Raw genomic sequence first — 13,415 nt, 5'->3', positions numbered from 1 at the left:
CGCGGACGAGCGGCCCTCAGCCCACCAGGCCGTGCTCGTGCGCGTACACGACGGCCTGCACGCGGTCGCGCAGACCCAGCTTGGCGAGCACGTTCGACACGTGCGTCTTGACCGTCGCGCGGCTGACGACCAGCTCGGCGGCGATCTCGTCGTTGTTCAGCCCGCGGGCGACGAGCGTGAGCACCTCGCCCTCGCGCTCGGTCAGCGGCACGACCGGCTCGGGCGCGGGCCGCGCCGCGGGGCGCTCCTGCACCGCGCGCGCGATCACCGCGCGCGTCACCTCGGGAGCCAGCAGCCCCTCGCCCGCGGCGGCGCGCAGCACGGCGTCCGTGAGCTGCTCGGGCCGTGACGTCTTGAGCAGGTACCCCACGGCGCCCGCGCGCAGCGCCTCGACGAGGTAGTCCTCGCGGTTGAACGTCGTGAGCACCACGACGGCCGCGTGCACGGCCGGGTCGGCGACCAGCCGGCGCGTCGCCTCGAGCCCGTCCATGTCCGGCATCTGCACGTCCATGCACACCACGTCGGGGCGCGCGGCCCGCACGAGGTCGACGGCCTCGGCACCCGTCCCGGCCTCGCCGACGACCTCGATGCCGGGGTGCGCCGACAGGATCGTCCCGATCCCCGCGCGCAGCAGCGCCTGGTCGTCCACGAGCACGACCCGCACGGGTCCGGTCATCGGTCAGCCTCCGTCGTCCTCGCCGCGGCACCCGCCACGACGTCGTCCAGCGGCGCGCCCAGCGGCAGCCGCACCCGCACCACGAACCCGCCCCCGCGGCGGCGCGACGCCTCGAACGTCCCGCCGTCGGCGGCGACCCGTTCGCGCATCCCGACCAGGCCCATGCCGGTCGACGGCACGGTGCGCAGCCGCCGCCCGGTGCCGCCGTCGTCGGACACCTCGAGCTCGACCTCGTCCGCGAGCCACCGCAGCCGCACGTCCGCGCGCACGCCGTCGCCGGCGTGCTTGCGCGTGTTCGTCAGCGCCTCCTGCGCGATGCGGTAGAGGTTGAGCGACGCGAGCGGCCGCAGGCGCCGCCGTTCGCCGATCTCCTGGAAGGTCACCGCGAGCCCGGCCTCCCGCGCGCGCTCGACGAGCTCCGGCACGCGCGCGACGTCGAGCGACGCGAGCGCCTCGCCGGACCCGAGCGCGGCCGCCGACCCGTCGTCCGCGACGGGCTCGGGGGCGCCGCTGTCGCGCAGCATCCCGAGGATGCCGTGCAGCTCGCGCACGGCGTCGCGCGCGGCCTCCTCGACGTGCCCGAGCGCCGCCGTCGCGCGGTCCGGGTCCGACGTCAGCACGGTGCGCGCCGCCGCGGCCTGCACACCCATGAGCGACACGTGGTGCGCGACCGCGTCGTGCAGCTCGCGCGCGAGCCGCAGCCGCTCCAGCGCGACCGCCTGCTCCTCGCCGCGCCGCCGCTCGAGCACGAGCAGGTGCGTGCGCCACTGCGTGCGCGCACGCTCGCGCGCCGACCGCCACGAGTGCTCGCCGAACCACCAGGCGCCCGCGAAGTAGAGCACGTTCGTGAGCAGCTGCAGCAGCGTGAACGACACGAACGGCGAGAACACGCCCACCTGGTCCGGCAGCTGCTCGGACATCTCGGGATCGGTCGCGGCGACGAACAGCGACGTCAGCAGCCAGACCATCATCGCGACCACGACGAACGCGCGCACGAGCACGCCGCGGCGGCGGTGGGTCTCCCACGCGCCGACCGTGTACATCGCGCAGAACAGGGCGATGTTCGACAGCAGCGTCTCGGGCACCGAGAGCGCCTGACCCGTGATGAACGCCGCCGCGACGACCAGCAGCACCGCGCTCGGCCACCGGCGCCGCACCGCGAGCGGCAGCGTCGTCGCCGCGAGCAGCAGGGCCGCGAGCCAGCCGTCGGCGACGTGCTCGTACATGCCCGCGACGCGGAACAGCACCATCGACAGCAGCGCGCCGAAGAACAGCGCCACGGCGAGCAGCGCGTCGCCGCGCAGCGCGTCGGCGTCGGGTGCGGGACGGACCCACCCCCCGGCGTCGGGGTCGGCGGGCGGCACGGGTGCGACGGCGCCCGCGGTGGCGGGACGGACCAGGGCCGTCTCGGTGCCGCCGCGCGCCGCGTCCGGTCGCGCGGTCACTCGCCCGCCACGACGCGCGCACCCGCCACGGGTCCCGTCGCGGTCAGCACGCGGTCGGCGACGCCCGACGCCGTGAACGCCGCGGCGATCGCCAGCGCGTGCTGCCGGCTGCGCGCGAGCGCCGCGACCGTCGGCCCGGACCCGGACACGACGACGCCCAGCGCCCCCGCGTCGGTCGCGATCGCGAGCGGCTCGGCCAGGCCCGGGTCGAGCTCGAGCGCGGCCGCCTCGAGGTCGTTGTGCAGCGCGGCACCCAGGGCCGTCGCGTCGCCCGCGAGCAGGGCCTGCATGAGCGGGACGTCCCGGTCCTCGAGGTCCTGCGCACCCGCGTGCAGCTCGTCGAACGCGGCGTACACGGCGGCCGTCGACAGCCCGCGGTCCTGCACGGCGAACGCCCAGTGGAACTCGCCGCGGCTCAGCGCGGGCGTCAGCAGGTGACCGCGCCCCTGCCCCACGGCGGTGTGCCCCACGAGCGAGAACGGCACGTCCGAGCCCAGGTCCGCCGCGAGCTCGAGCAGCTCGTCGCGCGACAGGCCGGTGCTCCACAGCGCGTCGCACGCGACGAGCGCGGCGGCCGCGTCGGCCGACCCGCCCGCCATGCCGCCCGCGACCGGCACGCCCTTGACCAGGTGCAGGTGCACGCCCTCGTCGACGCCCGCGCGCTCGGCGACGGCGCGCGCGGCGCGCAGCGCGAGGTTGGAGCCGTCGGTCGGCACGAGCTCGGACTGCGGGCCGCTGGCCGTCACGGTGCAGTCCTCGGCCGCCGTCGCGACGACCTCCTCGTACACCGACACCGCCTGGAACACGGTCGACACGGGGTGGTAGCCGTCGGCCTGCCGCCCGCCGACGCGCAGCGACAGGTTCACCTTGCCGGGCGCCCGCACGCGCACGGCGCGCTCGGGCAGGTCGTCGACGGGGGTGAGGGTCACGGTGCCACTGTGCCAGGTCCGGGCGCCGCGGGCCGCGCGAGGACCAGCGCCTCGGCGATGCGCGCGAAGCCCGCGACGTCGACCTGCTCGCCGCGCGCCTGCGGGTCGAGGCCGGCCGCGCGCACGGCCGCCTCGGCCGCCGACGACGAGCCGGCGAGGCCCGCGAGCGCCGAGCGCAGCATTTTGCGGCGCTGCGCGAACGCCGCGTCGACGACCGCGAAGACCTCGGTGCGCGCGACGGTCGTGGTGGGCGGCTCGCGGCGGTCGAGCCGCACGAGCGCCGAGTCGACGTTGGGCGCGGGCCAGAACACGGCCCGCCCGACGGTCGCGGTGCGGCGGGCCGCGGCGTACCACGCGGCCTTCACCGACGGCACGCCGTACGTCCGGCTGCCCGGGGGTGCGGCGAGCCGGTCGGCGACCTCGGCCTGCACCATGACCAGCCCCCGCTCGAGCGAGCCGAACCGCTCGAGGAACGTCAGCAGCACGGGCACGGAGACGTTGTACGGCAGGTTCGCGACGAGCGCGGTCGGCGGCTCGCCCGGCAGCGCCGTGACCGTGAGCGCGTCCTGCGTGACGACCGTGAGACGCGCACGGCCGTCGCCGTCGCGCAGCACGACCGTGCGCGACACGTCGTCCTGCGTCGCGTCCCCGACGGTGAGGCCGGGGACGTGCGCCGCGACCGTCTCGGGCAGGAGGGTCGCGAGCACGGGGTCGATCTCGACGGCCACGACGTCGGCGCCGGCCTCGAGCAGCCCGAGCGTCAGCGACCCGAGCCCGGGCCCGACCTCGACGACGCGCTCGCCGGCACGCACGTCGGCCTGCCGCACGATCTTGCGGACGGTGCCGGCGTCGAGCAGGAAGTTCTGCCCGAGGGTCTTGGTGGGACGCACGCCCGCGCGTTCCGCGAGCGCGCGGATCTCCGCAGGCCCGAGCAGGGCGATCGCCGACATGACCCCCGAGCCTAACGACCGACGGCCCGTGCCCGGTCCGCGACCACGCCACCCCACCGGCGCGGGGTCCGGCCGCTCCCGGGCCTCCACCACCGGGTGGAGGTCGGCGTCCGACGACGGACGGCACGGGCGACCCTCGTCGACGGCACGTCCCTCTCCCCCACCCGGGCCCCTCCCCACCCGGCCGCCTCCCCGCCCGGTGCGGGGTTCGGCCGCTCATGAGGCGCCACCACCGGCACAAGGCCGCGTTCGACGGCGGCGGTGCGGCGGCCGGTGGGGTGCGGCGGTGGGTGGGCGGCGGTCAGGGGCGGGGACGGCGAAGGGCGGTCCGGGACGTCGGGGAGACGTGCCGGACCGCCCTTCGCCGACGCGTCAGCGGGTCAGCTGAACAGGTTCTTGCCGCAGTGCGGCCACTGCCCGGCGCCCGAGCGGTTGTAGAGCATCTTGGCGCGGGCCGTCTGCTCGTCGGCCGACGCCTGCGACGGCAGGCCCGCGCCGCCCACGGCCTGCCACGTGGCGACCGAGAACTGGTAGAGGCCGTGGTACTTGCCGGTCGACGACACGGCGTCGGCACGACCGCCCGACTCGCAGCGCGCGAGCGCGGCCCAGTTGAGCGAGTCGGCGTCGCCGCCCGCGGTGATCGGACCGGCCGTGCCCGAGGTCGACCCCGAGCTCGCGGGCCGCGGCGCGGGCGCCGGGCGCGGCTTCGTGCCGACCTTGACGACCTCCTCGACGGGGGCCGTCGTGATGTCGTCGGACACCGGGACGCGCGACTCCTCGGCGCCGTCGACGGTCGTGACGGTCTCGACGACCGTCCGCACGCCGGGGACGCCCGCCTGCGCGACGACCTTCTTGCCGGTGTACTGCGACGCGTCGTCCTCGGTGCGCGACGTGAAGGGCACCTCGGACGTCGTCGTGACGTCCTGCACCACGACGCGCTGCACGACGACCTGCACGACGCCGTTCGCGTCGTGCTGCACGCGCACGCGGTCGAGCGGCTGCAGCGTCACGCCGAGCTCGTCGAGCACGGTGCCGACGCTCGCGCCGGCGTCCGGGACGTCGAGCACGCCGCCGTCGACGAGCACCTCGGCGCGACCGTCGAGCACGAGGTCGAGCGGGAGCTCGGCGCGCTCGGCGGAGCGGGACGCGACGAGCGCGACGGTGTCGGCACGCGTCGCGAGCGTCTCGAGCGCCTCGTCGGCCGTGAGCGCGGTCGTCCAGACCTGCTGCTCCTGGCCGTCGAGCTGGACGACGATCTCCTTGGCGTGGCGCACGACGATCTCGGCGCCGTCCGTGAGCGCACCGGTGTGCGACACCGTGTCACGGCCGCCGAGCTGGACGCCCTGCGCGTCGAGGAGGCCCTCGACCGAGCCGGCGAACGTCGAGATCTGCGTGACGTCGCCGTCGACGTCGAGCGCGACGGTCTTGTGGGCGTTGGCGACGGCGATGCCGCCGCCCGCGAGGACGAGGACCGCGGCGCCCGCGGCGACGAACGGCCAGCGGAGGCGGCGCAGCCCGGTGCGGGGCGTCGGACCCTCGTCCGGTCCGGCGTCGGGGTGCGGGGTCGTGACGGCGTCGGCCGTCGGCGGGGTCGGACCGGTGTGGCGGGTCGAGAACTGCACGAGGCTCCAGCCGTCGCTGTGCCCGGGCACGGGGAGCGGCGCGGGCCCACGGGCACCACCGGTGCGCCGTGCGTCCGTGCCGCGGAGGGGTTCCCCGATCCGGCGGTCACGGCGGCCGTGAGGGACGGCCGTCGGTGCCACCGGTCCCGGGCCGCGGAGGGGCGGACCGATCAAAGGTGACACGCGACCGTAACGGAATTGTGACCTGTCGTCCAACCCCCGCACGACGAGACCCCGGTCACGTCACCGACCGGGACGCCTCACCGGCCGGTCGGCGCCAGCTCAGTACCAGCCCTTGGCCTTCGAGTGCGACCACGCGCCGCACGGGTCGCCGTAGCGGCCCGCGATGTACCCCAGACCCCACGTGATCTGCGTCGCCGCGTTCGTGCGCCAGTCGTCCGCGACCGACGCCATCTTGCTGCCCGGCAGCGCCTGCGGGATCCCGTAGGCGCCCGACGAACGGTTCTCGGCCGTCACGCGCCAGCCGCTCTCCTTCTGCCACAACGACACGAGGCACGCGAACTGGTCGTCGCCCCACCCGCGCGCCGCGGCCATGTCCTTCGCGAGGGCCTGCGCCGTCCCCGGCTCGACCGCGACGGTCGACGGGTCCGGCAGCTCGGCCGTGCCGACCCGCACCACCTGGTCGATGGGCTCGGTGGTCATGACCGACGCGACCACCGTGCGGCCCACGACGACGCCACCGACCACGTCGAGCGTGTAGGTCGTGGTGCGCAGGCCCGCGCGGCCCGCGTTCTTCACGACACGGTTGCCCTTGACCAGCGACGGGTCCTCGACCTCCTGCACCGCGAACGGCACGGCCTCGGTCACGGTCTCGCCCTGCCTCGCCGCGCGCGTCACGAGCACGACCAGCCCGTCGACGGCCGCCGCGTCGAGCGGGACCGAGACCTGGTCCCCCTCCTCGAGCACCAGCCCGACGTCCTTGAGCGCGTCCCGCACCGTCGCGCCGCTGCTCACGCCGTCGATCACCTGGCCGTCCACCACGACGTGCACGGTCTTCTGGGTCGACACCCGCAGCACGTCGCGACCGAGGCTGTCCGACCGCGACGCCGACAGCCGCACGCCCTCGCGCAGCCCCAGCGCGTCCACGGCCTCGCCGACGGTCAGCGCGGTGGTCCACAGCGTCTGCGGCGCACCGTCGACCTCGACGTCGATCTCGCGGCCGTGCCGCACCACGACCTGCCCGTCGCGCCCCACGGCCTCGTGGAGCCCGGGCGCCACCAGGTCGCCGTCGCCCACGTCGATGCGCCCGGCCGCGAGCACGTCGGCGACGGTCCGGCCGAAGGTCTGGACCTGCACCTCGGCGCCGTCGACGTCGACCGTCACGTCCTTGTGCATCGCGGCGAACGCGCTGGTGCCGCCCGCGACGAGCGCGAGGACGACGGCCTGCGCGGCGGTGCGTGCGGCCCGGGCGCGCACGCCGGTGGCGCGACGCCCCGGCACGTGGTCGTGACGGGTCACGGTGTCCTTCGGGTCGGCGGGAGGGATCGCTGCCCTGGGAGGGTCATCGGCACCGGGCCGGCCGTCCTTGACGGACGTCCGGCGGCTGCGCCGGACAGACCGTAACCGATCCGTGACCGTCGCCACCACCCCGGCGCACGCGCGCGCGAGCGGCCCGCCGGCTCACCACGCCCCGTACACCTGCGCCGCGACCCCGCCGACCTGCGCGCACACGTCCGCCAGCGGGCGCCCCGTGACCTCGGCGACCGTGCGCACGGTGCCCGGCAGCAGGTACGGCGCGTTGGGTCGCCCGCGGAAGGGGTGCACCGTGAGGTACGGCGCGTCCGTCTCGACCAGCACGAGCGAGGCGGGCAGCTCGCGCAGCGCCGCGCGCAGGTCCTCGTTGGCGGGGAACGACACCGGCCCGGCGAACGAGCAGAACCAGCCCTCGTCGGCGCACACGCGCGCGAGGTCGACGCCACCCGAGAAGCAGTGGAACACCGTGCGCTCGGGGGCCCCGTCGCGGCGCAGCGCGTCGACGACGTCGTCGTGCGCGTCGCGGTCGTGGATCTGCAGCGCCAGCCCGAGCTCCTTGGCGAGCGCGACGTGCGCCCGGAACGCCTCGCGCTGCACCTCGCGCCCGCGCGGCCCGGCGCGGAAGAAGTCGAGCCCCGTCTCCCCGATCGCCCGCACGCGCGGGTTGTCGCGCGCGACCGCCGCGACGGCCGCGAGCGCGTCGTCGAGCGGGACGTCGTGCCGCGGCTGCGGGTCGGGGTCGAGGCCGTCGGGCGCGACCTCCCGGACCCCCGCGTGCAGCACCGCCTCGTTCGGGTGGATCGCGACCGCGCCGAGCAGCGCGGGGTGCTCGCGCACCACCGCGTCGGTCCACGCGACCGCGTCGAGGTCGCAGCCGACCTGCACCATGCGCGGCACGCCGACCGCGGCCGCGCGCGCGAGGTGCGCCGCGAGGTCCGGGTGGGCGGCGGCGTCGGCCGGGTCCCAGCCGTCCGCCCGCCAGCCGACGACCGACTCGAGGTGCGTGTGGTCGTCGACGACGGGCGACGGGAGGGGCTCGGGCGGCGGGGGCCAGCCCCGTTCGCGCTGCTTGCGTGCCACGTCAGGCGTCCCGGGTCAGGACTGCCGGAGCCGCTCGAGCTCCTCCTCGACGATCGCGTCGTCGAGCTTGGTGAACACCGGCGTCGGCTTGTCGACCTTGGTGCCCGGCACGACCGCGCGCGGCTGCCACGTGCCGCGCACCGAGCGGTAGTCGCCCGTGATGACCGGGTAGTGCCGCGTGTCGTCGTCGAGGTCGGTGACCTCCTCGATGCGCGGCTGCGGCGAGAACGTCCCGGTGCCGCCGAGCGCCTCGTGCACGGCCTGCGCACTGTGCGGCAGGAACGGCGCGAGCAGCGTGTTGAGGTCGCTCACGGCCTGCGTCGTCGTGTGCAGGACGGTCGCGAGCCGCTCGCGGTCGCCTCTCAGCTTCCACGGCTCGGTCTCGGACACGTAGCGGTTGGCCTCGCCGACCACGCGCATCGCCTCCTGCAGCGCCTGGCGCTGCCGGTGCGTGCCCACGAGGTCGCCGACGCGCCCGAACGCGGTCGTGATCTCCGCCGTCAGCGCCTCGTCGACCGCCAGGCGCGGCCCGGGGGCCGGGATCTCGCCGAAGTTCTTGTGCACCATGCTCGCGGTGCGGTTCACCAGGTTGCCCCAGCCCGCGACCAGCTCGTCGTTCGTGCGGCGCTTGAACTCCGCCCACGTGAAGTCGACGTCCTGCGTCTCGGGGCCCGCCACCGAGATGTAGTAGCGCAGCGCGTCGGGCTGGTAGCGCGCGAGCATGTCGCGGACCAGGATCACGCGGCCGCGCGACGTCGAGAACTGCTTTCCCTCGACGTTGAGGAACTCGCTCGAGACCACCTCGGTCGGCAGGTTCAGCAGCCCGTACGGGCCGGGCGCGCCGCCCTTCGACCCGCGACCGGCGTAGCCGAGCAGCTCGGCCGGCCAGATCTGCGAGTGGAACGTGATGTTGTCCTTGCCCATGAAGTAGTACGAGCGCGCGTCCGTGTCGTTCCAGAACTGCCGCCACGCCTCGGGGTCGCCCGTGCGGCGCGCCCACTCGATCGACGCGGACAGGTACCCGATGACCGCGTCGAACCACACGTACAGGCGCTTGTTGGGGTTCTGCTCCCAGCCGTCGAGCGGCACCGGGATGCCCCAGTCGATGTCGCGCGTCATGGCGCGCGGACGCACGTCGTCCAGCAGGTTGAGCGAGAACTTCAGCACGTTCGGGCGCCACTCGGTGCGCGTGCGCAGCCAGTCCCCCAGCGCGTCGACGAACGCCGGCAGGTCGAGGAAGAAGTGCTCCGACTCGACGAACTTCGGCGTCTCGCCGTTGATGCGGCTGCGCGGGTTCTTCAGCTCGATCGCGTCGAGCTGGTTGCCGCAGTTGTCGCACTGGTCGCCGCGCGCGCCGTCGTACCCGCAGATGGGGCACGTGCCCTCGATGTAGCGGTCGGGCAGCGTGCGACCCGTCGACGGGCTGACCGCGCCCATCGTGGTGCGCTCGACCATGTAGCCGTTCTTGTGCACCGTGCGGAACATCTCCTGCACGACCGCGTAGTGGTTGCGCGTCGTGGTGCGCGTGAACAGGTCGTACGACAGGCCGAGCTGCGTGAGGTCCTCGACGATGACGCGGTTGTAGCGGTCTGCGAGCTCCTGCGCGGTCACGCCCTCCTTGTCCGCCTGCACGAGGATCGGCGTCCCGTGCTCGTCGGTGCCCGACACCATGAGCACGTCGTGCCCCGCCATGCGCATGTACCGGCTGAAGACGTCCGAGGGGATGCCGAAGCCGGCGACGTGACCGATGTGGCGGGGGCCGTTCGCGTAGGGCCACGCGACGGCCGACAGGATGCGGGACATGCGTCGATCCTAGGTGGGCGGCCCGTCGTCCTCGACGCGGTTCCCGCGGGCCGGACGCGGGCCGGACGTCGGGCGGCCTGGCGTCGCGGCCTCAGCCGACCGTGACGCGCAGCACGCGGTCGTCGCCGTCGGCCGGGTCGCCGCGCCCGTCGGTGTTGCTCGTCAGCACCCACAGCGCCCCGTCGGGCGCGACCGCCACCGCGCGGAGCCGCCCGTGCTCGCCCGCGAGCAGCGGCTGCGGCTCGCCGAACCCGGCAGCGTCGGCGGCGGGGTCGGCGAGGGTCGCGGGGTCGACGGGCCGCAGCGGTACCCGCCACAGCGTGCGCCCGCGCAGCCCCGCGAGGTACACGCCCTCGTCGGTGACGGCCAGGCCCGACGGCGACGCGTCCGACGTCGCCCACACCGCGACGGGGTCGACGGCGCCGCCGGCGGCACCGCCCCGCCCCTCGACCCCCGGCCAGCCGTAGTCGCCGCCCGCGTGCAGCACGTTGAGCTCGTCCCACGTGTCCTGCCCGAACTCGGAGGCCACGGCACGGCCGTCGGGCGCCCAGCCGATGCCCTGGACGTTGCGGTGCCCCCGCGTCCACACCGGCGAGCCGGGGTCGGGGTTGCCGGGCGCGGGCGCGCCGTCGGCAGTGACGCGCAGCACCTTGCCGCCCAGGCTCGCGGGGTCCGGCGCCAGGGCCGTCCGGTACGTGTCGCCCGTCGTCACGTACAGGTACCCGTCGGGCCCGAACGCGAGCCGCCCGCCGTTGTGGTTCGCGCCCTTCGGGATGCCGTCGAGCACGGTGCGGACCGGTCCGAGCGTCGCGCCGTCGAGCGTCGCGCGCAGGACCCGGTTGTCCTGCGCGGCCGTCGCGTACAGCACGACGTCGACGGGACCTCCGGGCGCGGCGTCGCCGGGGACGACCGCGACGCCGAGCAGACCGCCCTCGCCGCGCGGCACGACGGTCGCCGCGACCTCGTCGGCACCCGGACCGGTCACGTCGGTCACCGCACCGTCCGCGCCGACCAGCACGAGCCGTGCCGCGTCGCGCAGCGTCACCAGCGCACGCCCGTCCGGCAGGAAGGCCAGGCCCCACGGCGCGTCGAGACCGGTGACGACGTCCTGCACGGACGTGACCTCGACCGTCGGCACGTCGCGCACGGCCGGGGCCGGGGCGTCGGACGGGGTCGACGAGGGCGTCACGGACGGTGTCGGCGTGGGCGTCACCGACCCGCTCGCCGTGACGTCCGCCGTCGGTGCGGAGCCGCCGGCCCCGCAGCCCGCGAGCGCGACCGCCACGAGCAGCGAGACCGCGCCGCGCACCGCACCCCGCGTCGCCGCACGCCCGGTCACGCGGCCCGTCGCCGGCTCGGCGCCCGGCTCCCGTCGCGTGCCGTGGCCCGGTCGCTCCGTCGTCATCGACCCCACTGTGCCCGCGGCCGGGGCGGACCGCACGCGCCCGCCCCGCACCGGCCGACCACGAAGCCCACCGGGCGGCGGTCCGCGCGGACACCAGCACCTCCGCCCGCGCGCACCCCACCCACGCCGACGGACAGCGGTGCGGGTCGACGGACAGGTGCGTGCCGGTGTCCGTGGTCCGTGCCGCTGTCCGTCGAGGAGCAGGTGCGGCGGAGGTGGCGGGAGGTCGCGGGGGCGGAGCCCGCGCGGGGCGGGTGGGACGGGGCGCGGGGAGACGGGGGCGGGTGCGGCGGGTGGGAGGAGCCGGAGGGGACGTCGTGGCGTCGTGGCGGGCAGGATGGGTGCATGACGCGTGACGAGGGGCCCGCCACGGGCACGGACGGGACGCGGGCGCTGCTCGTCGTCGACGTGCAGCCGACGTTCCGCGAGGGCGGCGCGCTGCCGGTCGAGGGCGGGAACGCCGTGGCCGCGGCGATCGCCCGGTACGCGGCCGCGCACCGCGACCGGTACGCGCTCGTCGTGACCACGCAGGACTGGCACGTCGACCCGGGGGCGCACTTCTCCGACGACCCCGACTACGTCGACACGTGGCCGCCGCACGCGGTCGTCGGCACCGCCGAGGCCGAGCTGCACCCGGCCCTCGCCGACCTGCGCCCCGACGCGAGCGTCCGCAAGGGCGAGTACGCGGCCGCCTACTCGGGCTTCGAGGGCGTCGACGCAGACGGGCGCGCGCTCGGTGCGCTGCTGCTCGACGCCGGGGTCACCGACGTCGACGTCGTCGGGATCGCCGAGTCGCACTGCGTGCGCGCGACCACGCTCGACGCGCTCACGCTGGGCCTGCGGGCGCGCGTGCTGACCGACCTCACGGTGCCCGTCACGCCCGAGCAGGGCGCGGCGGCGCGCGACGCGATGGCCGCCGCGGGCGCCGAGCTGGTCGCGTCCGACGCGCTCTGAGCACGACCGGCCCGCCGCACCGCACCGGCGGCGGGCAGGGGCCCGACCGCCGGGCGGTCACCCCCGGCGGCGCCCCGACGTGGGCGGTCCGGTGGTCGTGCCGCGCCCGTCAGGAGCGGCGCGCCGCGAGCGCGGCCGCGTAGAGGTCACGCTTCGGCACACCCGCCGCCTCGGCGACCTCGGCGACGACGGCCTTGAGCCGCTCGCCGCCGTCGACGCGCGCGAGCACCTCGGGCACGAGGTCGGCTGCGTCGCGCGGACCGGCCTCGGGGGCGCCACCGACGACCAGCACGACCTCGCCCCGCACGTCGCCCGCGTGCGCCCACCGCGCGAGCTCGGCGAGCGGGCCGCGGCGGACCTCCTCGTACGTCTTGGTGAGCTCTCGGCACACCGCGCCCGGCCGGTCGGGACCGAACGCCACGACGAGCGCGTCGAGCGCGTCGGCGGTGCGGTGGGGCGCCTCGAACAGCACCATGGTGCGGCGCTCGGTCGCGAGGGCCGCGAGCGCGCGTGACCGCTCGCCGGGCTTGCGCGGCAGGAAGCCCTCGAAGCAGAACCGGTCGGTCGGCAGGCCCGACAGCGCGAGCGCCGCGAGCACGGCCGACGGGCCGGGCGCGACCGTGACGGGCAGACCCGCCGCGACGGCCGCCTGCACGACGCGGAACCCCGGGTCGGACACCGTCGGCATGCCGGCGTCCGTCACGACCAGCACCGTGCCGCCGCGCGCGACGACGTCGAGCAGGTCGTCCGAGCGCCCCGCCTCGTTGTGCTCGTGGTGGCTGACGACGCGCCCGCCGATCGTCACGCCGAGGCGCGCGGCCAGCGCGCGCGTGCGGCGCGTGTCCTCCGCGGCCACGACGTCCGCGTCGGCGAGCAGGCGCCGCAGCCGTGCGGACGCGTCCTCGGCGTCGCCGATGGGCGTGGCCGCGAGCACGAGCGCGCCGCCGCGCACCGAGCGACCCGCCGGGCCGTGGGCCCGCACCGCGTCGGCGCCGGGACCGTCGGCGACGTCGAGCACGACGTCGGTCTCGACGTCCGTCCCGAGATCGGTCACGAC

Annotated in this window: 11 protein-coding genes; 1 reads left to right on the top strand and 10 read right to left on the bottom strand. The window is 76.2% G+C overall.

Annotated elements, in window-relative coordinates; translation table 11 throughout:
* Positions 1-16 precede the first annotated feature (16 nt).
* The 9 genes from GY42_RS17145 to GY42_RS17105 form a co-directional block, all read right to left on the bottom strand.
* Positions 17-676: a response regulator gene (locus GY42_RS17145; protein ID WP_046530232.1), complete on the bottom strand. Its 660-nt coding sequence runs from the start codon at positions 674-676 to the stop codon at positions 17-19.
* A complete protein-coding gene (locus GY42_RS17140; RefSeq protein WP_082131635.1) occupies positions 673-2,121 on the bottom strand; it encodes a sensor histidine kinase in 1,449 nt (482 codons plus the stop codon). Before GY42_RS17140 ends, GY42_RS17145 begins: the two co-directional genes overlap by 4 nt.
* A complete protein-coding gene (locus tag GY42_RS17135) occupies positions 2,118-3,050 on the bottom strand; it encodes a 4-(cytidine 5'-diphospho)-2-C-methyl-D-erythritol kinase (RefSeq protein ID WP_046530231.1) in 933 nt (310 codons plus the stop codon). Before GY42_RS17135 ends, GY42_RS17140 begins: the two co-directional genes overlap by 4 nt.
* Positions 3,047-4,000: a 16S rRNA (adenine(1518)-N(6)/adenine(1519)-N(6))-dimethyltransferase RsmA gene (gene rsmA / locus GY42_RS17130; protein ID WP_046530230.1), complete on the bottom strand. Its 954-nt coding sequence runs from the start codon at positions 3,998-4,000 to the stop codon at positions 3,047-3,049. The genes GY42_RS17135 and rsmA overlap by 4 nt, the downstream gene beginning before the upstream one ends.
* A 380-nt stretch (positions 4,001-4,380) precedes the next feature.
* The gene (locus GY42_RS17125) at positions 4,381-5,652 is read right to left on the bottom strand and encodes a resuscitation-promoting factor (RefSeq protein WP_046530229.1); all 1,272 of its coding nucleotides are present in this window, start codon (positions 5,650-5,652) and stop codon (positions 4,381-4,383) included.
* Positions 5,653-5,904: 252 nt separating this feature from the next.
* On the bottom strand, positions 5,905-7,101 hold the full coding sequence (locus GY42_RS17120) for a ubiquitin-like domain-containing protein (RefSeq protein WP_082131634.1): 1,197 nt from the start codon (positions 7,099-7,101) through the stop codon (positions 5,905-5,907).
* 162 nt (positions 7,102-7,263) lie between these two features.
* Positions 7,264-8,196 carry a TatD family hydrolase gene (locus GY42_RS17115; protein WP_046530228.1) on the bottom strand — a complete coding sequence of 311 codons (933 nt, stop codon included), beginning with the start codon at positions 8,194-8,196 and terminating at the stop codon, positions 7,264-7,266.
* A gap of 15 nt (positions 8,197-8,211) precedes the next feature.
* Positions 8,212-9,999, bottom strand: coding sequence for a methionine--tRNA ligase (gene metG / locus GY42_RS17110; RefSeq protein ID WP_046530227.1), 1,788 nt, complete (start codon positions 9,997-9,999; stop codon positions 8,212-8,214).
* Positions 10,000-10,090: 91 nt separating this feature from the next.
* Positions 10,091-11,404, bottom strand: coding sequence for a PQQ-dependent sugar dehydrogenase (locus GY42_RS17105; RefSeq protein ID WP_082131633.1), 1,314 nt, complete (start codon positions 11,402-11,404; stop codon positions 10,091-10,093).
* 345 nt (positions 11,405-11,749) lie between these two features.
* Between GY42_RS17105 and GY42_RS17100 the strand changes: the two genes are divergently transcribed.
* Complete coding sequence (locus GY42_RS17100; RefSeq protein WP_046530226.1) at positions 11,750-12,358, top strand: isochorismatase family protein; 609 nt, start codon at positions 11,750-11,752, stop codon at positions 12,356-12,358.
* 109 nt (positions 12,359-12,467) lie between these two features.
* Here GY42_RS17100 and rsmI read toward each other — a convergent pair whose 3' ends face one another.
* Positions 12,468-13,340: a 16S rRNA (cytidine(1402)-2'-O)-methyltransferase gene (gene rsmI / locus GY42_RS17095; RefSeq protein ID WP_046531186.1), complete on the bottom strand. Its 873-nt coding sequence runs from the start codon at positions 13,338-13,340 to the stop codon at positions 12,468-12,470.
* Positions 13,341-13,415: the final 75 nt, after the last annotated feature.

This window comes from Cellulomonas sp. FA1 (genome assembly GCF_000986825.1).
In the GTDB taxonomy this organism is placed as follows: domain Bacteria; phylum Actinomycetota; class Actinomycetes; order Actinomycetales; family Cellulomonadaceae; genus Cellulomonas; species Cellulomonas iranensis.
Note: the sequence above shows the minus strand (reverse complement) of the source record. Positions and strands in the feature narration are given on the sequence as shown.